16 protein-coding genes are annotated in these 21,286 nt (G+C 63.4%); 11 read left to right on the plus strand and 5 right to left on the minus strand.

Annotated elements, in window-relative coordinates; genetic code table 11:
* Positions 1 to 11 precede the first annotated feature (11 nt).
* Complete coding sequence (locus AC1PLU_RS04735; RefSeq protein ID WP_481107850.1) at positions 12 to 2,900, plus strand: TonB-dependent receptor plug domain-containing protein; 2,889 nt, start codon at positions 12 to 14, stop codon at positions 2,898 to 2,900.
* 322 nt (positions 2,901 to 3,222) lie between these two features.
* On the opposite strand, the gene AC1PLU_RS04740 is transcribed toward AC1PLU_RS04735, so the two are convergent.
* Together AC1PLU_RS04740 and ppa are read right to left on the minus strand one after the other, a co-directional pair.
* Positions 3,223 to 4,371, minus strand: a complete 1,149-nt coding sequence (locus AC1PLU_RS04740; protein ID WP_043889416.1) for an HDOD domain-containing protein — start codon at positions 4,369 to 4,371, stop codon at positions 3,223 to 3,225.
* A gap of 113 nt (positions 4,372 to 4,484) precedes the next feature.
* On the minus strand, positions 4,485 to 5,021 hold the full coding sequence (gene ppa, locus AC1PLU_RS04745; RefSeq protein ID WP_006449843.1) for an inorganic diphosphatase: 537 nt from the start codon (positions 5,019 to 5,021) through the stop codon (positions 4,485 to 4,487).
* 196 nt (positions 5,022 to 5,217) lie between these two features.
* On the opposite strand from ppa, the gene AC1PLU_RS04750 reads away from it, so the two are divergent.
* Complete coding sequence (locus AC1PLU_RS04750) at positions 5,218 to 5,700, plus strand: hypothetical protein (protein WP_023905018.1); 483 nt, start codon at positions 5,218 to 5,220, stop codon at positions 5,698 to 5,700.
* Positions 5,701 to 5,893: 193 nt separating this feature from the next.
* Here AC1PLU_RS04750 and AC1PLU_RS04755 read toward each other — a convergent pair whose 3' ends face one another.
* The gene (locus AC1PLU_RS04755; protein ID WP_481107851.1) at positions 5,894 to 7,921 is read right to left on the minus strand and encodes a sodium-translocating pyrophosphatase; all 2,028 of its coding nucleotides are present in this window, start codon (positions 7,919 to 7,921) and stop codon (positions 5,894 to 5,896) included.
* A 253-nt stretch (positions 7,922 to 8,174) separates the two neighbouring features.
* On the opposite strand from AC1PLU_RS04755, the gene AC1PLU_RS04760 reads away from it, so the two are divergent.
* Positions 8,175 to 8,699 (plus strand): hypothetical protein, encoded by a 525-nt coding sequence (locus AC1PLU_RS04760; protein ID WP_115040908.1) that lies wholly within the window; start codon positions 8,175 to 8,177, stop codon positions 8,697 to 8,699.
* Between the two features lie 288 nt (positions 8,700 to 8,987).
* On the opposite strand, the gene AC1PLU_RS04765 is transcribed toward AC1PLU_RS04760, so the two are convergent.
* The gene (locus AC1PLU_RS04765; protein ID WP_115040907.1) at positions 8,988 to 10,244 is read right to left on the minus strand and encodes a 6-phosphofructokinase; all 1,257 of its coding nucleotides are present in this window, start codon (positions 10,242 to 10,244) and stop codon (positions 8,988 to 8,990) included.
* A 156-nt stretch (positions 10,245 to 10,400) separates the two neighbouring features.
* On the opposite strand from AC1PLU_RS04765, the gene AC1PLU_RS04770 reads away from it, so the two are divergent.
* The 4 genes from AC1PLU_RS04770 (at position 10,401) to AC1PLU_RS04785 (ending at position 14,319) form a co-directional block, all read left to right on the plus strand.
* Positions 10,401 to 10,964: an adenylate kinase gene (locus AC1PLU_RS04770; protein ID WP_006451255.1), complete on the plus strand. Its 564-nt coding sequence runs from the start codon at positions 10,401 to 10,403 to the stop codon at positions 10,962 to 10,964.
* A gap of 360 nt (positions 10,965 to 11,324) precedes the next feature.
* On the plus strand, positions 11,325 to 12,692 hold the full coding sequence (mpl, locus tag AC1PLU_RS04775) for a UDP-N-acetylmuramate:L-alanyl-gamma-D-glutamyl-meso-diaminopimelate ligase (protein WP_481107852.1): 1,368 nt from the start codon (positions 11,325 to 11,327) through the stop codon (positions 12,690 to 12,692).
* A complete protein-coding gene (locus AC1PLU_RS04780; RefSeq protein ID WP_115040906.1) occupies positions 12,692 to 13,288 on the plus strand; it encodes an LON peptidase substrate-binding domain-containing protein in 597 nt (198 codons plus the stop codon). Before mpl ends, AC1PLU_RS04780 begins: the two co-directional genes overlap by 1 nt.
* A gap of 146 nt (positions 13,289 to 13,434) precedes the next feature.
* Positions 13,435 to 14,319, plus strand: coding sequence for a bestrophin family protein (locus tag AC1PLU_RS04785; protein WP_115040980.1), 885 nt, complete (start codon positions 13,435 to 13,437; stop codon positions 14,317 to 14,319).
* Positions 14,320 to 14,870: 551 nt separating this feature from the next.
* Here the strand turns inward: AC1PLU_RS04785 and AC1PLU_RS04790 are convergent.
* The gene (locus AC1PLU_RS04790; protein WP_481107853.1) at positions 14,871 to 16,973 is read right to left on the minus strand and encodes a bifunctional DedA family/phosphatase PAP2 family protein; all 2,103 of its coding nucleotides are present in this window, start codon (positions 16,971 to 16,973) and stop codon (positions 14,871 to 14,873) included.
* A 162-nt stretch (positions 16,974 to 17,135) separates the two neighbouring features.
* Between AC1PLU_RS04790 and AC1PLU_RS04795 the strand changes: the two genes are divergently transcribed.
* From AC1PLU_RS04795 to AC1PLU_RS04810, 4 genes are all read left to right on the plus strand, one after another.
* Entirely contained in the window at positions 17,136 to 17,795 is a 660-nt protein-coding gene (locus AC1PLU_RS04795) for a serine/threonine-protein kinase (protein WP_006448836.1), read from the plus strand.
* A gap of 212 nt (positions 17,796 to 18,007) precedes the next feature.
* Entirely contained in the window at positions 18,008 to 18,823 is an 816-nt protein-coding gene (locus AC1PLU_RS04800) for an SDR family oxidoreductase (RefSeq protein ID WP_481107854.1), read from the plus strand.
* Between the two features lie 218 nt (positions 18,824 to 19,041).
* Positions 19,042 to 20,022 carry a YiiG family protein gene (locus AC1PLU_RS04805; RefSeq protein ID WP_481107855.1) on the plus strand — a complete coding sequence of 327 codons (981 nt, stop codon included), beginning with the start codon at positions 19,042 to 19,044 and terminating at the stop codon, positions 20,020 to 20,022.
* 109 nt (positions 20,023 to 20,131) lie between these two features.
* Positions 20,132 to 21,073, plus strand: coding sequence for a YiiG family protein (locus AC1PLU_RS04810; RefSeq protein ID WP_481107856.1), 942 nt, complete (start codon positions 20,132 to 20,134; stop codon positions 21,071 to 21,073).
* Positions 21,074 to 21,286: the final 213 nt, after the last annotated feature.

The raw sequence follows: 21,286 nt of genomic DNA on the forward strand, positions 1-21,286 counted from the left end.
TGGAGAGATTGATGAACCTTCGCACCTCCGCAGTGCGGCTGGGCCTGTTGCCCGCCGGTATTGCGATCGCGTTGACGCCGGCTTTTGCCGCCAATGCACAAGAGCAGTCCGCCCCGTCGACCACGACGCTGGACCGCATTGAAATCACCGGCTCGCGCATCCGCTCGGTCGACGTTGAAACCGCACAGCCGGTGTTCACCGTCACCCAGCAGGACATTCAGAAGTCGGGTCTGGTCAGCGTTGGTGACATCCTCCAGAACCTGTCGATTGCCGGCACCCAGACCTATAGCAAGGCTGCAGTGCTGACCTCCGACCCGGAGCAGGGCGGCCAATACGTCAATCTGTATAACCTGAACGAGAACCGCACCTTGGTGCTGGTGAACGGCAAGCGTTGGACCAGTAGCCTGAACGGCCTGACCGACATGTCCACCATCCCGAGCTCGTTGATCGAGCGCATCGAAGTGTTGAAGGACGGCGCCTCGGCGATCTACGGCTCCGACGCCGTGGCCGGTGTGGTCAACATCATCCTGCGCCAGAACTACGACGGTGCAGAAGCCTCGGCGTATTTTGGCCAGAACGGTCGTGGCGACGGTTCCAAGGAGCAGTACTCCTTCACCGCCGGCACCACCACCGACCGTGCGTCGCTGGTGTTCGGCGCCAACTACACCAACGAAGATCCGGTGTGGGCCAAGGATCGCGCGCTGACCCGTTACTCGGCCGGCCCGAACCACATCGAAGACAGCCTGAGCGCGACCGGCCCGTGGGGTCGTTTCACCTCCAATGGTGAAACCTACATCCTCAACCACACCGGTTCGTTCGACGGCCGTGGCGTGGGTGCGGATTCGCGCAACATCGCCAACTACCACAACGACATCACCACCGACGACTATTACAACTCCGTCGACCAGATGATGTTGCAGCAGTCCAGCCGCAACAAGTCGATCTTCACCACCGGCAGCTACAACATCACCGACAGCATCACCTTCAAGTCGACGGCGATGTACTCCGAGCGCGACTCGAACCGTCAGATCGCCGGCTACCCGCTGCAGGCCTCTTCGCAGCCGCAGTTCCCGGTTGCCATCAGTGGCGGCAGCTACTACAACCCGGTCGGCCAGGACATCAACAGCTGGTTCCGTCGTACGGTTGAATTGCCGCGCACCACCGAAAGCAACGTCAAGACCCTGCATTTCGATGCAGCGCTGGAAGGCGTGTTCGACGTCGGCAGCCACGGCTGGAACTGGGACGTCGGCTTCAACTACAACAAGTACGATGTGACGCAGGTTTCGCGCGGCAACATCAACCTGTTGGCGTTGCAGAAGGCGCTGGGCCCGTCGTTCCTCAATGCACAGGGTCAGGTGCAGTGCGGTACGGCTGCCAGCCCGCTGCCGCTGGGCACCAGCAACGCGCTGGGCCAGTGCACCCCGTTCAACATCCTGGGCGGCCCGTCGGCCTCCACACCGAACGCGCTGCAGTACATCAATGCACTGGGTCAGTCCACGCAGCAGAGCCTGAGCAAGCAGTGGACCGCCAACGTTACCGGTGGTCTGTTCGATCTGCCGGCCGGTGAGCTTGGCTTCGCCGCAGGCGTCGAGCACCGCGAAATCAGTGGCTACGACTACCCGGATCAGCTGTCCAGCGCCGGTTACACCACCGACCTGGCTGCACAGGCCACCGAAGGTCGCTACCAAACCAACGAAGCCTATCTGGAGCTGTTGATCCCGGTGTTGAAGGATCTGCCGGGCGCCAAGGAACTGTCGTTCGACGTGGCCGCGCGTTACAGCAACTACAGCCGCTTCGGCGATACCACCAACAGCAAGTTCAGCTTCACCTGGAAGCCGATCGACGACCTGCTTGTGCGCGGTACCTACGGCACCGGGTTCCGTGCGCCGACCCTGTCGGACACCTTCGGTGGCGGCTCGCAGACGTTCGATACCTTCACCGATCCGTGCGATGCGACCTTCGGTTCGCTGGGCAATGCGGGTGTGGCAGCACGCTGCGCCGGCGAAGGCCTGCCGGCTGGTTTCCGTCAGACCGACACCGCAGGCAATCCGGTCACCCGCCGCGACGTGCAGGGCAATGCGCCGTTCAATTCGGGCGTGGGTAATGCCGAGCTTGAGCCGGAATACAGCATCACCCGCACCGTGGGCATGGTGTACAGCCCGCATTGGGTGCAGGGCCTGGACTTCTCGCTGGATTGGTACCGCATTTCGATCTCCAACATCATCACGTCGCTGACGGCCAATGATGTGTTGAACAACTGCTACCTCAATAGTCTGGCCAGCTACTGCGCCGACTACGGTCGCGACGCGGTCACCGGGCAGGTCACCACGCTGAGCCGCGGCAACGTCAACCTGGGCCGTCTGGAAACCGAAGGCTACAACTTCGGTGTGCGTTATCGCATGCCGGAAACCGCGTACGGCAAGTTCGCTGTCAACCTGGACACCAACTACCTGGCGACCTACAAGTCGCAGGCAGAAGCCGGTGCCGAGTGGGCAAACTCCGCCGGCTACTGGAACTTCCCGCGCGTACGTGCCACCTTGGGTCTGGACTGGTCGTTGGGCGCGTTGTCGGCCAACTGGAACCTGCGTTACTACGGCGGTTTCCGTGATTACTGCTGGGATGCAGCGGCAGGCATCGAGTGCAACAACCCGAACTACCAGACCCCGAATCCGGGCTGGGGCGGCGGCACCGGTTCCAACAAGAAGGGCTCGATCTCCTACCAGGACGTCTCTGTCACCTGGCAGGCTCCGTGGGATGGCAGCGTGACCGTCGGTGCACGCAACATCTGGAACAAGCAGCCGCCGATCACCTACTCGATCACCAACAGCAGCACTGCGGCGATCGATCCGATGCTGGATTACGACCGCTTCCTGTTCGTGCAGTACAACCAGCGCTTCTGATCATCGAAGCGTCGTAAGGTGAAAAAAAGACGGGCCGAAAGGCCCGTTTTTTTGTCTATCGTTTGTCGATTGCCTTGTCTTGACTGCAGGTAGCGTGAGGCCTGCGATGCAGGCAACTACGTGAGTCATAGAGTGCGTATGGATGTGTTTCGATGCGCGAGTAATGCGAGGCGAGCGACAGCTATATTCGCTGTGTTTTGTAGCCAGTTGTTCAAGAAAATGGCCTGGAAAAACAGCTGGAAGCAGCCAAAGAAAAAGGGCGCGACCATGTCGCGCCCTTCTTGTTATATAGGCTTGCTAGATCAGCAGTAGCGCCTTGGTTTCAAGCCTCGGCAAGCCCCAACAACGTCTCGGCCTGCTCGCGCCACTTCGGCAGGCGCGTGATCACGCCCACCTTGGACAGATACTCTTCGTCCACGGCTTCGCCGCTGGCCAGGGCCGTGGCGACATGCACCGCGCCGGTCACCCAGAAGCTGCGCAGGCTGGAGCGCTGCGGGTGGCGATGGAAGGCCACCGCTTCGATGATCGGCATCGGCAGGCCCCACAGACCGAGCAGGTACGCACCGGCCTCAGTATGGCCCAGGCGCTCGTCGCCGCCTTCGGCCGGCGGTTCGCGCTCGTCGCGCACGCCGGGCAGCAACAGGCCGATATCGGCCAGCAGTGCGGCGGTGGAGCCGAGTTCTGCACTGGTCGGTGGCAACACTTTTGCAGCCAGACGCGAAGAGAGCAGGGCGCGGCGTTGCATCGCATTGCGCTCGGCCGGGGTCAGGGTCTGCACCGAAAATACTTCGCTGGCCAGCACCAGATCGCGCAGCGTCGCCACGCCCAGACGGGTCACTGCTGTGCGCAGATCGGTGATGCTGCGGCCACCGGAGAAAAATGCCGAATTGCACAACTGCAGCACCTTTGCGGCAATCGCCGGGTCGCCGGCGATCAGCTTGGCGATGTCGGCCGCGTCGGCGCCTTCGTCTTCTTCCAGCGCGTGCATCAGGCTCAGATACAGATGCGGCGGCGACGGCAGTTTCTCGATCCGCCCGATCGCGGCGCGCAAGCGCGGATTGGTGAGCAGGTCGCGCAGCTCTTCCAGGCTGGTGACCGCCTCAAGCAGGACTTCCGGCGCCAGCGGCATCGGCAGGAAGCGATGTGCCACCCCGATGATGCGGGCCGGCGGGGTGCGCTGACCATCCTGCGCATCGATCAACGCAATACGAATGGTGTCCGGGCGCAACGTACGGATTTGCCCCAGTAACGTGGCGGCAGTGAGATCCGGCAGCACCGGTGCAACGATGACGGCATCGAACGGCGATAACGCGGCAGCTTCGATCGCCGAATTTCCGTCGGCCACTTGCTGCGCCTGCCACTGATCGCCCAGATCAGAGACATAGTCGCTCAGGTCGGACGGAAGACTGGCTTCGTCCCCAACAAACAGAATACGCAAGACACTTCCCCAAGAGTCACCGGCGACAGACACCGGCCATACGCTGTCGGCAATGTACCCAATCTGCCGACGGCGGTCACCGGGATCACGCGAAAAGCGTGATCCCGATCGCCCTGCATCTGCAGGACTGCATCACGCTCGATCGATCAGGCTGCGTCGGAATTGTAGCGTTCCACCGACTCCACCAGGATGCGCTTGGCCTCGGCCGCGCCGCCCCAGCCATCCAGCTTGACCCACTTGCCCTTCTCCAAGTCCTTGTAATGCTCGAAGAAGTGGCCGATGCGCTCCATCCAGTGGCTGGACACCTGATTGATGTCCTCGATGTGCGCATAGCCGGAGAAGATCTTCTCGATCGGCACTGCCAGGATTTTTTCGTCGCTACCGGCTTCGTCGCTCATGCGCAGCACGCCCACCGGACGGCAACGCACCACCGAGCCAGGCACCAGCGGCAGCGGCAGCACCACCAGCACATCGGCCGGGTCGCCATCGCCACACAAGGTGTTGGGCACGTAGCCGTAGTTGCAGGGGTAACGCATCGGGGTAGACAGGATGCGGTCGACGAAGATCGCGCCGCTGGCCTTGTCCACTTCGTACTTGACCGGCTCGGAATCCTTGGGGATCTCGATGACGACGTTGATTTCGTCCGGCAGATTCTTGCCGGCGGTGACCAGTTCCAGTCCCATGCGCGTAGCTCCGAGGCTTCAGCAGTGTGTGGAGCGCGATTCTACGCGTTCGGCTGTTGCGGTGCAGCGACCCTGAATGGGCAATGCGCCGACCCCGGCACGCGGCATAGTCCGCATTCATCATGAGCAGCTCCCCGATCGTTGCGGCCAAAGGCGCGGCGCACGCTGCAGGCTCATACACTGCAAGGGAATTGCCATGTCCAAGCTCGCACGTTTGCTCGTTGTCCTGCTGCTGTCGGTGTTCGCCCAGGTTGCCGCCGCGGCAACACCGCCGCCGACCTTCGTCGACGCGGTGGACTGGCCCGCCAATGGCGAAGGCTGGGAGGCGTTCGTCGATCTGGAGCAGCGGCTGGAACGCGATTTCGACAATATTTGCGGCGACACCTTTTGCGGTGGCGAATTCAGCGACTACCAGCCGCTACGCTTCCGCTGCTCGGTGCATCGGGTGACCGGTGTGGTGCGCAGCTGCATCTGGACCTTCGGCGCCAGCGAGGTCAGCGTCGATCCCCGCAGCGGGTACCTGCGCTCCGATAGCCGGGTCTGGCGTTGCACGGCGCCGTTGAAGGCCGGGACCGGTCTGGACGAGATGTATCGCACCTTGGCGGTGACCAACCCGCTATTCGAGCCGCTGCCGAATGGCGCGCCGCCGATCTATGACGGCCTGATCGGCTGCCTCTGAGTATGAGATAGATGGAGCTGCGCATCTCGCGCAGCTCCATCTGTCGCCGGCCCGGCCGCATGCCAATGGCAGCGGAGTGCTGCGATGACCGCATCAGCCGCGCTCTACTCCGTCATCCGTCGTCACCGGCCAAGATGCTGGAGGCCTGCGTGCTTGACGCCGGGTTACACACGTTCAGAAGGCATGGAACGCACTAAAGCAAAGGCACCAGCAGCAAGGCCACGATGTTGATGATCTTGATCAACGGATTGATCGCCGGCCCTGCGGTGTCCTTGTAGGGGTCTCCCACTGTGTCGCCGGTGATCGCGGCCTTGTGGGCTTCGCTGCCCTTGCCGCCAAAGTGGCCGTCTTCGATGTACTTCTTGGCGTTGTCCCAGGCACCGCCGCCGGTGGTCATCGAGATTGCGAGGAACAGGCCAGTGACGATCGTGCCGATCAACAGCCCGCCCAGCGCACGTGGCCCGAGCAGTAGGCCGATCACGATCGGCACCACGACCGGCAACAGCGAAGGCACGATCATTTCGCGGATCGCCGAGCGGGTCAGCATGTCGACTGCGCGGTCGTATTGGGGTTTGGCAGTGCCGGCCATGATTCCCGGGATCTCGCGGAACTGGCGGCGGACTTCCTCGACCACTGCGCCTGCCGCACGCCCCACCGCTTCCATCGCCATCGCCGCGAACAGGTAGGGGATCAACCCGCCGATCAACAAGCCGATGATCACCGTGTGGTCGGACAGATCGAAGGCGAAGACTTCGCCAGGATTGGCCGCCTGCAGATTGTGGGTGTAGTCGGCAAACAGCACCAAGGCAGCCAGCGCTGCCGAGCCGATCGCATAGCCTTTGGTCACCGCTTTGGTGGTGTTGCCCACCGCATCCAGCGGGTCGGTGATGTTGCGCACTTCCGGTGGCAGCTCGGCCATTTCGGCGATGCCGCCAGCGTTGTCGGTGATCGGCCCATACGCATCCAGCGCGACGATCATGCCGGCCATCGACAACATCGCCGTCGCTGCGGTCGCAATGCCGTACAGCCCGCCGAAATAAAACGCACCCCAGATCGCCGCACACACCGCAATCACCGGCAGCGCAGTGGATTTCATCGAGATGCCAAGCCCGGCGATGATGTTGGTGCCATGGCCGGTGGTGCTCGCCGCTGCCACGTGCTGCACAGGCTTGTATTGGGTGCCGGTGTAGTACTCGGTGATCCAGACGATCAGGCCGGTGAGCACCAGGCCGATCAATGCGCACACATACAACGACGTCGCGCCATGGATGTTGTCGCGCATCAGCGTCTGGGTGATTGGCCAGTAGGCGAATGCGGCCAGCACGCCTGAGACAATCACGCCTTTATAGAGCGCGCCCATGATCGAGCCGCCGGCTTTGACCTTGACGAAGCCCGCGCCCACGATCGAGGCGATGATCGACACGCCACCGAGTACCAGCGGATACAGCACTGCATGCGGCCCGGTGTCGGCCAGCGTCAGACTGCCCAGCAACATCGTGGCGATCACGGTGACGGCATAGGTTTCGAACAGATCCGCCGCCATGCCTGCGCAGTCGCCGACGTTGTCGCCAACGTTGTCTGCGATGACCGCCGGATTGCGCGGGTCATCCTCGGGAATGCCGGCTTCGACCTTGCCGACCAGATCCGCACCCACGTCCGCGCCTTTGGTGAAGATGCCGCCACCCAGGCGCGCGAAGATCGAGATCAGCGAAGACCCGAACGCCAGCCCCACCAGTGCGTGGAGGTTTTGCTCCAGCGGCAGGCCCATCGCTTGCAGCACCGCGTAATAACCGGCCACGCCGAGCAATCCCAAGCCCACCACCAGCATGCCGGTGATGGCGCCGCCGCGGAAGGCCACATCCATCGCCTTGCCGATACCATGCCGCGCGGCCTCGGCGGTGCGCACATTGGCGCGTACCGACACGCTCATGCCGATATAGCCGGCCAGCCCCGACAGCACTGCGCCGATCGCAAAACCCACGGCGGTGTACCAACTCAGAAACAGCCCCACCAACACGAACAACACGCCACCGGCGATTGAAATCGTGAGGTATTGTCGGTTGAGATAGGCGCGTGCGCCTTCCTGGATCGCCGCGGCGATCTCCTGCATGCGTGCATTACCACTCGGCTGCGCGATCACCCAGCGTGCCGACACAATTCCATAGACGATTGCCAGGACCGCACAACCCAGTGCAAGCAGTAATCCGTAATGTTCCAGCATGACCCCTCCCAAGAGAATGGATGTCGTCCGGTCGGGACGAACCAAGGGCGATGCACGCAGCGAGTGGACTGGCGAATACGGACTCGACGGCCACAATGACCGTAACGCGCGTCGCGATGTTCATGTGGCCGGATCGCGGCCGAGTATGCGCCGCACCTTGTGAGGCCGCCACCACCACGGCTTTGGCACGTTGTTCAGTCGCGGCGTGACAGCCTGCGGCCCAACGTGATCGACCCGATCCAGGAGTTTTCTTATGTCGAACAATGCCGCGTCCAGATATGCCGTGACGATTGCAGCCCTGTTGCTCAGCACCCACGCGTTTGCCGCCGAGCCGACGCCTGAGTTGAAACAGCGCGCTGCCGGCACCGCGCAAGCGGTCGGTGCCGTGCACACCTTGCGCCAGATTCCAGAAGCCTGCGCTCGTCTGGAAGGTGTGTTCACAGGCAACGCCGCGCAGCCATACACCTTCTCGGTCGTGCGTAGCAGCCCGACCTGCCAGCCACGCGCACGCTTCGTGGATTTCGCCAAGGCCACGCCCAGCGTCGCATCGGGTTGGATCTTCAACGACGTGATCCGCGTCCCGAGCGCCGCCTGCCCAGCGCAGCAGGCCGTGGTGCGCATCTGGCGCAAGCCGGTGGAGGCAAAGCCACAGCTCGATGGCCAAGGCCAGTCGCGCATCTATCTGGAAGATGCCAAGCAGCAGGCCGCTGCAGGAAAGATTGCGCAGGTGCCGATGTTTGCTGCGCAGATGACGGTGGAAGGCAAGGCTTGTCAGTAAACGAGCCATTCTGTTTCGTTTCGAGATATTAAAAACAGCGCACCCTGGCAATGTTGGAGTGCGCTGTTTTGTCTTTTGGTCGGCTTCGAAAGCCGACGATGTAGTGCTGAAGTGATTGCGCAATCAAGCGAGTTCTAGCTGCCAGGCTCCATTGGCGGAATCAGCTAATCCACCGATGCCTTTTGCTCTCGGCTTTCTGCAACAGGATGCTGAGAAGGCTAGTACGGCTTGCTCATGCGGTCCTCTCGATGGAAGCGACGGATTCTTCCGCCTGGCAACACCTGAAACTCAGCCCTCCCAAGCTGGCAATTTCTTCGCCACCGCCACATTCTTCAAGGTCACATACTTCGGCAGGCCATCGCTGCCGTAAGCCAATGGCGCTTCGCCCTTGATTAGCGGTGCGAAGTAGCGGCGGGCGCGTTCGGTGATGCCGAAGCCGTCCTTGCGCAGGAAGCTGGGCGGCATCTTCTTTTCGTGGTTGGCCACCTTGTGCAGCGGGGCGGGCACGATCTTCCAGCGGTACGGTGCGTCGCTGAGGCGTTCGATCACCGGAATCACCGCGTTCATGCCCTTGAGCGCGTATTGCACCGCGGCCTTGCCGACGGCCTGCGCCTGCTCCCAGTCGGTCTTGGAGGCCAAGTGGCGTGCGGAGCGTTGCAGGTAATCGGGCAGCGTCCAGTGTACCTTGTAGCCGAGTTCCTGCTTGACCTGCGCGGCGAGAAACGAGGCCACGCCGCCGAGCTGGGCATGGCCGAACGAGTCGGTTGCGCCGCCTGCGTCGGCGACGAAGCGGCCGTGTGCGTCCTGGATGCCTTCGCTGGCGACCACCACGCACCAGCCGACTTTTTCCACTACCTGTTTCACCTTGGCCAGGAACACGGTCTGGTCGTAGGCGCGCTCGGGCAACAGGATGATCTGCGGGGCATCGTCCGGGCCCTGACCAGCCAGACCTGCCGCGGCGGCGAGCCAGCCGGCGTGGCGGCCCATCGCTTCGTAGATGAAGACCTTGGTGGAGGTGTCGGCCATCGCGGCGACATCCAGGGCGGCCTCGCGCACCGAGACCGCGGTGTACTTAGCCGCCGAGCCGAAGCCGGGGCAGGTGTCGGTCACCGCTAGATCGTTGTCGATGGTCTTGGGCACACCGATGCAGTGCAGCGGGTAGCCGTAGGCCTTGGCCAGTTGCGAGACCTTCCACGCGGTATCGGCCGAGTCGTTGCCGCCGTTGTAGAGGAACCAGCGCACGTCGTGCGCACGCAGCACGTCGAGCAGGCGCTCGTACTTGGCGCTGTCTTCTTCCAGCGACTTGAGCTTGTAGCGGCACGAGCCGAATGCGCCGCCGGGGGTCTGCGCCAGCGCGGCGATCGCGGCGGCGGATTCTTTCGAGGTGTCGATCAGCTCCTCGCGCAATGCGCCCAGGATGCCGTTGCGTGCGGCCAGCACCTTGATCTTGCGCGCGCGCGCCTCGGTGATCACACCGGCGGCGGTGGCGTTGATGACGGCGGTGACGCCGCCGGATTGGGCATACAACAAGTTGCCAGTGGTCATAGGGGACGGGCTCCTCAATGGGGCATGGCGCAGGGGACAGTGCCGGGACATTCCCCGGATGCGGTAAGCTGCACGACCATACGGTCAGCGCTGGCGAAGACCTGAGTCTAACGCCGCCAACCGCAACGCGTTTTTATTCGAAAGTGGAGTCCACTGATGCGATTGGTTCTGTTGGGACCGCCCGGTTCGGGCAAGGGCACCCAGGCGACACGGCTCAAAGACACCTTTGAGATCCCGCATATTTCCACTGGCGATCTGCTGCGCGCCGAAGTGGCCGCTGGTTCACCGCTTGGCCTGAAGGCCAAGGAAGTGATGGCGCGTGGCGATCTGGTGTCCGACGAAATTCTGCTCGGCATGCTGGAGGCGCGGCTCGGCCAGGCCGATGTCGCCAAGGGGTTCATCCTCGACGGCTATCCGCGCAATGTGGCGCAGGCCAATGCGCTGGACGAATTGCTCGGCAAGATCGGTCAGCCGTTGGATGCAGTGGTGCAGTTGGACGTCGCCAGCGAGTTGCTGGTCGAGCGCATCGCTGGTCGTGCCAAGGCCGAGGGCCGCGAAGACGACAACCCCGAGTCGGTACGCAAGCGCCTGCAGGTCTATACCGATTCCACCGCACCGGTGATCGGCTTCTACGAGCAGCGCGGCAAGCTGGCGCGCGTCGATGGCGTGGGTTCGCTGGACGAAGTGCTCGAGCGCATCAGCAAGGCGCTGGGTCGCTGAGTCGGCTGGGGCCGGGCGCGTGCCTGGCCCGCGCACCTGGTTCACAAGGCCGCGCGCCATCAGGCTGCGCGGCTTTTTCGCATGTGCGATGCCGCAAAAAGAAAAACCCCGGTCGTACAAGACGGCCGGGGCGAAATAACGCCAGTAATGGGCTTGCTCAGAGCCCCGACAGCATGAGCCCCCTGGGGATTTTGGCCACTTGGGGAGTAGGACCAAAAGGGTGCTGCGACTGGCGTTCAGCATAGTGAGATATGTGACGAAGTTCGCATATCGGGAAATTCCCGACAGTACGGTAGGGGTTTCCTGACAGCGCCGTTGGCGATGGATCGGAATGTCCCGCAACTCCGGCGATCGGCGACAATGTGCGGCATGACCAAACTCCACATCCTCGGCATCGCCGGGACCTTCATGGGCGGTGTCGCCGCCCTTGCGCGCGAGCTGGGCTGGCCGGTAGAGGGCAGCGACCAGGCCATCTATCCGCCGATGTCCACGCAGCTTGAAACGCTGGGCATCGCGCTGGCGCAGGGCTACGCGCCGTCCAATATTTCGGCCGATACCACCGATGTGGTCATCGGCAATGCCTTGTCGCGCGGCAACCCGGCCGTGGAAGCGGTGCTGGACGCGGGGCGTCGCTACACCTCCGGTGCGCAGTGGCTGGCCGAGCAGGTGCTGCCGGGCCGCGACACGCTGGCGGTTGCCGGTACCCATGGCAAGACGACCACCACCACCATTTTGAGCTATCTGCTTGAGGTGGCCGGGCGTGCGCCGGGCTTTTTGATCGGTGGGGTGGCCGAAGACTTCGGCGTGTCGGCGCGGTTGGGGCAGGGGCGCGAATTCGTGGTGGAAGCCGACGAGTACGACACTGCGTTCTTCGACAAGCGCAGCAAGTTCGTGCACTACCGGCCGCTGGTGGCGATCCTCAATAACCTGGAATACGACCATGCGGACATCTTTCCCGACGTGGCGGCGATCCAGCGCCAGTTTCATCATCTGGTACGCACGGTACCGGCGCGCGGGCGGCTGATCGTCAACGGCGAAGATGCGCGCCTGGCCGAGGTGCTGGCGATGGGCTGCTGGACGCCGGTGGAGCGCTTCGGCTTCGATGCGGCGTTGGAGTGGAGCGCACGCTTGATCGCCGCCGATGGCAGCGTGTTTGCAGTGCTGCATCGCGGTGTGGAGATCGGCCAGGTGCACTGGCCGCTGGTCGGGCGGCATAACGTGCTCAACGGGTTGGCGGCGCTGGCCGCCGTGCATGCAGTGGGCGTGGATCCGGCGAGTGTGATGCCGGCGCTGGCGCGCTTCCAAAGCGTCAAACGGCGACTGGAAGTGCTGGGGCAGGCGCGCGACATCACCGTGTACGACGATTTTGCGCATCACCCCACCGCGATTGCGACCACGCTGCAGGGCTTGCGTGCGAAGGTCGGCGCGGCGCGCGTGCTGGTAGCGATGGAGCCGCGCAGCAATTCGATGCGGCTGGGCGCGCATGCGCAGGCGTTGGCGCCATCGTTACAAGATGCCGATGCGGTGGTGTTCCTGCATCGGCCCGAATTGGCCTGGGATGCGGCGCCGATCGTTGCGCAGGTGCGCGGTGATGCACATGTGGCGCACGACGTGGATGCGTTGTTGCACACCTTGGGCGAGATTGCGCAGCCCGGCGACCATGTGGTGTTCATGTCCAATGGCGGCTTCGACGGCGCGCCGCGTCGCTTTCTGGCGCAGCTGTCCTGATGAACGAAATGACCACCACTGCCGACAGCAGCGCACTGCCGCTGTTTCCGCTGCACAACGTGCTGTTGCCGGGCGCTGCGATGGGTTTGCGCGTGTTCGAGCGGCGCTATCTGGATCTGGTGCGCGAGTGCGGCCGCACCGGCACCAGTTTCGGGGTGTGTCTGATTCTGGATGGCGCAGAAGTCGGCGTACCAGCGACACCGGCGGCGTTCGGCACCGAAGTGCGTATCGAGGATTTCGACGTTGGTGCCGACGGTGTGCTGGTACTGCGTTTGCGCGGGACGCGGCGCTTCCATGTGCAGCGTTCGCGCATCCGCGACAACGGGCTTGTCGTGGGCGAGGTAAGTTGGTGCGAGCCTGACAGCGATGACGAGTTGCGCCCCGAGCACAGCCTGCTGGCCACCGTGCTCGAGCGCATGCTCGAACAGGTGGGTGGCGAATTCGCATCGGCCGGACCTGGCCTGCTGGATCAAGCGGCCTGGGTGGGTTGGCGGTTGGCCGAGTTGCTGCCGCTGACCGAGCAACAACGCCTGTCGTTGTTGCAGCAGGACGATCCGCATCGGCGCCTGGATCAGTTGCTGGCGTGGATGCCGTAACGCGGTGATGCTGTGGCGCGGGTGACCCATCACCGCGCTTGCACCGCTGCAGCGGCACACTCGCCACGCTTGAGTGCGCTGGCGATGGCATCCATGCGCTGGACGCGCGCAACGGCGTCACTCGTTATCGATCCATGGAGTGTGCCTTGATCATCGATGTCAAACCGCGTGTATCCGATGTGTTCGACCAGGTCTGGCGGACCCTGGCGGTGTTGTTCGTCTGGGACGTGTTGATCACGATCATCTACTACGTGCTGCCGTTCCGCGCGCCTGCGTTGCCGCTGACCATCTTCGGTTCGGCGTTGGCGTTGTTTCTGGGGTTTCGTGCCAATTCGACCTACCAACGCTGGTGGGAAGGGCGCGTGCTGTGGGGCCAGATGATCAATGCATCGCGCAACCTGGTACGTCTGAGTATCAGCGTGTTGTCTGCGCCGGAAGCCGCAGCGCTGGGGCGCACGATCGCGTTGCGCCAGGTCGCGTACGTGCATGCGCTGCGCTGTCAGTTGCGCCGGTTGCCAGTGGATGCGGTGCTGGAATCGCGGCTGGATGCCGATGAGGTGGCTTCGGTGATCAAGCGCACCAACGTCGCCAATGGCCTGCTCGACAATACCGGGCGCAGCGTCGAGCAGGCGCGTCGCGATGGCTGGATCGACAGCATCCAGCAGGCCAGTGTCGAGCGCATTCTGGTGGACATCGCCAACGCACAAGGCGGTATGGAACGGCTGAAAAATACGCCGCTGCCGTATCAATATCGCTTCTATCCGAACCTGTTTACGCGGCTGTTCTGCGTGTTGCTGCCGATCGGCCTGGTGGAGACGCTGCAATACGCCACACCGGTAGGTTCGACCGTTGCGGGCTTGATGTTTTTGGCAGTGCTCAAGATCGGCGACGAGTTGGTCGATCCGTTCGCCAACACCATTCACGATCTACCGCTGGACAGCATGTGCCGCACGGTGGAAATCGATGCATTGCAGGCGATTGGCGAGCAGGCGCCGGAGCCGATGCAGCCGGTGGATGGTGTGCTGTGGTGAGTGCATCGCGCCCTTGACCAATGTGGCTTGTGCTCATCCGCGGCGCTGAAGCGCGAGCTCTCAGGTAATCAAACGGTGCGGATGCGTCGGTTGTGGAGCGGCTGATCTTCGGTTTGGCTGTAGGGCCCTTGCCCGCCCACCATCGCGGGACACGCCGCAAGTACGTCCGTGTAGGCTCTTACGCGGCATCCATGCCGCGTAAGGTCCCGCGACGGTGGGCGGGCAAGGACTAATCAAGATGGTCGGTGTGCATGGTTTTGAACAAAGCAGCCGACTAACTTTCTGGTGCGGTGTCCTTGCCGATTGCGGGACCGTGTGGCGGCATGGATGCCGCCACCGAGCCTACATGGACGTACTTGCGGCGTGTCCCGCGAGCGGTGAGGGCACCGCGCACTCGACCAATCAGGCTGTTGACCTAAACATTCGACTGCGTCCAAGTGACGCGAACGTGTTGCCGCCATCGATACAGCGTTCAAGACGTTTTATTAGCAGCTCTTATCTACAGGACTGCGCGTTTGCCGGCCGCTCGCCGCCGCTGATCAATCGATCGATCAACGACGCTGTTGTAACGGATCCGATGCAGTCGAATCGGACCCAGTCGAATCGGATCCTGTGGTTTCCGTCTGCGGTGCGGCGTTGTCTTTGTCCTCTCGCCGCACCGCATTTCCGGAAGTGCTGTCGATCAGGATCACTGGTACCTGCGAGCGCCGACGCTGTTCGACGCGATGCGGCAATGGGCCGAGTGCTTCACGCAAAGCGCTCAGCGCCGGGTCCACGCCACGCAGCGGATACCACAGCCCGATCAGGCTGAAATGGCGGCTGTAGCGCAGCGTCTGGGTGCTGCCCACCCACAGCGGTTGTGCACCTGGCTGCAGACGTGCCGCTGCCGGCCACAGGCGCAGCACATGCACATGGCCGGGTGCGGCATGACGCACCATCAGCAGGGCTTCGACCTGTGTATCCAGGGTGGCCGGCAGGATCGGCACCTCGTCCGGGCGGCCGCTGACGTCGAGCAGATGCAGCGCTTGCTCCCAACCGGCCTGCGGTTGAACACGCCAGCCGCGCGCTTCGAGTTGGCGCTGCAGCGGTGCGAGCGGGCCGGCCAGTTGCACGTCCAGCGGCCAGCGCTGGTCGTCGTCGAATTCGTTGCGGCGCGCCGGCAGCAGGCGCCACTGGCCGTCCCACCAGTCGCTGGCCGGCAACTCCATCAGCAGCGGCGGCGGCGGTTCGAACTTGGCCAGTTTGGTTTCCAGATTGCGCGGGGCAAACACGATCGCGCAGGTCAGGAAAACGCCGTAGAACATCCACGACACCGGCTTGACCCAGAACGCGCGCGTGGCGCGGCGTCGGTAAGCGATGCCCAGCACCAGCAGCCAGAAAATGCCGAACAACATGCCGCCGACCACGTCGCTCAGCCAATGCGCGCCCAGGTACAACCGTGCAAATCCAATGAGCGACACGATTGCGCCGCTGACCAGATACGGCCATACCCGTCGCCGGCCGGGCAGCTCGCGCGCGATCAACAGCGCGAAGAAGCCGAAGCCAATCGTGGCCATGGTGACGGCCACCGACGGGAACCCGAATCCGCTGCTGGCCGCAGGCGGGCGCACCACCTGCACGGTGGCGCCCAGCAACTGGGTCAACGCCAGGCCAAAGGCCAGCGCGATCACCCAATGCGCCACCGCCATCCAGCGTCGGCGCCAGGCCAGGTAGCCCATTGCTGCGGCGATCGCCGGCAGCAGTACCTGCCAGTCGCCCAGCGAGGCCAGCGCCACCATCGGGTAGTCGGCCAGCGGGTTGCGCAGCGCCAGCATCAGATCGTGCACGGCCAGGTCCACGCGCAGCGGCTCGCCATGCGCCAGCACCACCATCAGCAACACGAACCAGCCCCAGCCCAGCAACAGCAGCATCAACGCCATCATCGCCAGCGGCACCGACTCGCGACGGCGCGGGTCGAACACGCCCACCGACCAGTTGCCCAGCACCGGATGCCGATGCGACCACTCCAGCAGCCGCGCAAGCAGCGCATCCAGATGGCCGGCCGACCAGCGATACGAGTACAGCACCACCGCCCAGGCCAGCCCGATCACCGCGACCAATAGCGTAACCACCACGAACAAACGCCCGGCCACTGCCGCAACCGCATCGTAAGCGGTGCCCAGCACCCAGCCCGGCACCAGAAACAGCAGCGCCCACGAGATGCAGGCCAGGCCGCTGGCAAACAGATAGCGCTTGAACGGCATGTGCGACATGCCGGCGATGGCCGGCACGAACGGCCGCACCGCGCCCACGTAGCGGGCGATCAGAATGCTCTTGAAGGCATTGCGCCGGAACAGCAGCTCGCCGCGTTCCAGCAATTGCGGGTAGCGGCGAAACGGCCAATAGGTGTGCAGCTGGTGACCCCAGCGATGGCCCACCCAAAAGCTCAGCGCGTCGCCGACGAAGGCGCCCAACGTGGCGCAGACCACCGCATACGGCCCGTTGATCTGGCCGAGCCCGATCAACACGCCGATGGCGAACAGCAACGGCAGCGCCGGCACGATAGCGCCGAGCACGATCACCGCATCGCAAAATGCGATGGCAAAGATCACCACGCCAGCCAAGGTGGGGTGGTGTCCGATCCACTCCAGCGTGGCGTCGATCCATGAGTTCATTGCCGAATTATAGGTGGGCATGGCGACGAGGGGACTTGCGCCGTCATCACATCGGCCTGCCTGCTTCACCTCAGGTTGCGAGCGGGCAACGTTGCACGCTTGTGTGACACGCAGGCAACGCGCGCTGTGTGGCGAGGCGGACGGCCCGCCTACAATGCAGGGATGAGTGACGATCCCGCCGGCCATCTGCCGCTGAAGTCCGATACCTTCGGGCGCATCCTGTTGATCCGCGAAGGCGATCGCGTGTTCGTGCGGCGCGACCTGAGCGTAGCGCCGTGGTTGTTGCGCGGCGTGGCCTGGTGGTTGGCGCGACGCGAAGCCCTGGCCTTGCGTCAGCTGGATGGCTTGCCGCGGACGCCACGGCTGCTGCGCTGGGATGGACGCCAGCTGGATCGCAGCTATCTGGCCGGCGATGCGATGTACCAGCGCCCGCCGCGCGGCGATCTTGCTTACTTCCGTACCGCACGCAAGTTGCTGCAGCAGCTGCACCGCTGCGGGGTGGCGCACAACGACCTGGCCAAGGAAGCCAACTGGCTGGTGCAGGACGACGGCAGCCCGGCGGTAATCGATTTCCAGCTCGCGGTGCGCGGCAATCCCCGCGCGCGCTGGATGCGTCTGCTTGCACGCGAGGATCTGCGCCATCTGCTCAAGCACAAGCGGATGTATTGCCCGGCCGCCATCACCCCGGTGGAACGCCGCGTGCTCAAGCGCACCTCCTGGGTCCGCGAGCTGTGGTTCGCCACCGGTAAACCGGTCTATCGCTTCGTGACCCGCCGCGTGTTGCATTGGGAAGACAACGAGGGGCAGGGGCCGAAGCCTTGAAGTGCCGGGATTAGGGAGTCGGGATTGGGGATTGGGGATTCGTAACGGCGCATGGCTTGGGTTGTGGCGTTGGTCGAGCGGAGGGGTGAAGGCGATAAGCTTTTGCGAATCCCGAATCCCGAATCCCGAATCCCGAATCCCGAATCCCGAATCCCGGCCGTTTTGCCGGGAGCTGTAAGCTCACAAATCCCCAATCCCGACTCCCCAATCCCATGACCTTAAACGGCAAAACCCTGTTCATCACCGGTGCCTCGCGCGGGATTGGCCTGGCGATTGCGTTGCGGGCGGCGCGCGATGGCGCCAATGTGGCGATTGCGGCCAAATCGGCGGTGGCCAATCCCAAGTTGCCGGGCACCATCCATAGCGCAGCCGCGGCGGTGACTGCGGCCGGTGGGCAGGCGTTGGCGCTCAAGTGCGATATCCGCGAAGAAGAGCAGGTGCGTGCGGCAGTGGCCGCGACTGTCGAGGCGTTCGGCGGTATCGACATCCTGGTCAATAACGCCAGCGCGATCTGGTTGCGCGGCACGCTGGACACGCCGATGAAGCGTTTCGATCTGATGCAGCAGGTCAATGCGCGGGGCAGTTTTCTGTGCGCACAAGCGTGCCTGCCGCATCTGTTGCAGGCGGCCAATCCGCACATCCTCACCCTGGCGCCGCCGCCATCGTTGAACCCGGCGTGGTGGGGGGCGCATACCGGCTACACCCTGGCCAAGATGGGGATGAGTCTGGTGACCCTGGGGCTGGCAGCCGAGTTCGGCCCGCAAGGCGTGGCAGTCAACGCGCTGTGGCCACGCACCGTGATCGCCACCGATGCGATCAACATGATCGATGGCGTGGATGCGGCTGCGTGTCGCCGGCCGGAGATCATGGCCGACGCCGCACATGCAGTGCTCACGCGCGAGGCGGCAGGATTTCATGGCCAGTTCCTGATCGACGACGAGGTGCTGGCCCAGGCCGGCATCACCGACCTGAGCGGCTATGCGGTCGACCCGTCGCGTGCGTTGCTGCCGGATCTGTTTCTCGACTGAGGGCGGCGAACATCGCAGCGCGCTTGGCTGGATACGGAGGGCGGCCGGGGAATCGGCGTGCGGGGGTACCGCGATTCTGAGGATCGATGTGGCAGACCAGCGGTCGCGCTTTCGAGGTGCAGCTGTCTTACGCCCGTCCTGAAGTGAGCACAAAAAGTTCACAGTAGGGTTTGTTATCGTGCGCGGCTGAAAACGTTTCCAACAGGGATGTACCGCGCGTGTCTCCGAAGTTCCGTGTGCTTGTCCTGGTGGCTTGCGTGTCCGTGCTGGCGACCGCCTGTGGCGGCAAGTCGCAGCAGCCTGCAACCGGTGCCGATACCAAGACGACTGAAAAGCAGCTGGATTCCTTGCAGGGCGTCAACGCCAAGCTCGGCGCCTATATCGACTGCTTCAACCGCGTCAACGCGAAAGTGCACACCGGCGCCAGGTACTACACCGGCTGGATGCAGGACCCGTTCGCCGGCCCGACCGGTCGCGAATCCGGCATGACCGGTCCATACGATATCGACCACGACGACATGAAGCAGTGCGATGCGCCGGTCAGTGCGGCCGCTGCGGCGAAACCATCGCTGTCTGCGTTGGACAAGGCGGCACGCGACTATCGCGCGGCATTGAAGGCGCTGCAGCCGATCAGTCACGCGGTGGCCGATTACTACACGCGGCAGGACTACGAAGACGACCAGTTCGCCAAGGGCAAACAGCTGCATCCGGAGTTGATGGATGCGCTGGCGACCTACGCCGATGCCAGTACCACCTTCAGCGCCGAACTGGACATACAGAACGACGCGGCGCAACGCGAAAAACTCAAGATGCTGGAGCGAGGCGAGGGCCGCACGCGCGAGTACTACCGGCTGGCGATGATGCTCGACGCCAAGAAGATCGCCGATGCGCTGGAAGAGGAGCAGTTCGACGTGCCACGTGTCACCGCGCTGCTGGACGGCTTCAACCGTATCTCCGATGAGGCGCATGCCAAGGTGGCCGATCAGGAGCCGGGCAAGCTGACCTGGAACAGCTTCGAAACCGCTGCAGAAACCTTCCGCAGACAAGCCAAGGCGCGAGTGAAACGCGTGGTCGAAAAAACGCCCTATAGCAAGCTGGAACAGGGCTGGTTGAATAGCCCCACGCTGGCACCCGAAGGCTCGTCGCGCAAGTTGCTCAACACTTACAACGCACTGGTGTCCGAAAGCAATCGTGAGTAAGCACTGCTGTCCTCAGCCATCGTTCGTGTGCCGGGCGATCGGCTGCGCCAGATGTCATTCGGCCGCACGCTGCGGCGCCACCTTCTTCAACCCATCAATGGAACGCAAGATGACCCATCAACTTCGTTATGCGCCGCTCGCCGCGACGATGGCTTTCGCTGCGCTACTTGCCGGCTGCCAGAAAAACGCACCCGCCGCCGCGGTGGAAGGCGCCGACAAGATCAACGCCTACATCACCTGCTTCAACGGCGTCGAGCAGCCGATCCATGAGAGCTATCAGCAATATATCGGCTGGATGCAGGACCCCGAGGCTGGTCCGACCGGCAAGGAAAGCGGTATCCATGCGCCGGGCACGGTGCTCTCGCATCACGTGGACGAATGTGGCGCGCCGATGACTGCGGCGTTGGCGCAAACGCCGGCCAACCCCGAGCTCGACCCGGTGGCCAAGACCTATCAAGAACGTTTCACCACGCTCAACGAACGTATCGGGGAAGCGGTGCGCTACTACGACCGCGAGGATTATCTGCGCGACGATGGCAAGGGCATGAAGGCGCTGCACGCGCCGCTGATGCAGGCCTATCAGGCATTCTTCGAAGCCGGCGCAGCCATGAATACCGCGCTTGAACATAATGAAGACACGCGTCGCCAAGCCCAGATCGATGCGATCGAAAAGGAAGAAGGCCGCAGCGCTTCCTGGTATCACCTGAAGATCATCGGCGAAGGCAAGCAGCTGGTGCAGGTGCTCGACAGCGACGCGCCGGATCTTGCCGCAGCGCAGTCCCAGCTGGCGCGCTACCAAGGCATTCTGGAAGAGGCGCAGAAGGCCAAGATCGGGCAGGGCGATGCGATGTGGGGCCATATGGAACGTTCCGCCGACAAGCTTGCGCGCGAGTCGGGGCGGCTGGTCGAGCGTATCCGCACCAAGACACCATTGAACAAGAGCGAGCAGATGCTGCTGGAAAGCGGCTCTATGCCGCCGGGCGGTACGCGCCAGGCAGTGCTGGCCAGCTACAACGATCTGATCGACATGAGTAACCGCATGTCGCATTGATGCTGTGCACGCATCTCTGTCGCGTTGTGGAAGCGCATCGAACAGGTGATTGTGCAAGTTCCGAAGGCATCGCTATTTCGAGTGGTAGCTGAATTTAGATGTAGTCAAAAGCTCAGTGATCGAGGGCGCGGTGCCCTCACCCCTCGCGGGACACGCCGCAAGTACCTCCATGTAGGCTCGGTGGCGGCATCCATGCCGCCACACGGTCCCGCA

It is taken from the genome of Xanthomonas sp. NCPPB 2933 (assembly GCF_056725225.1).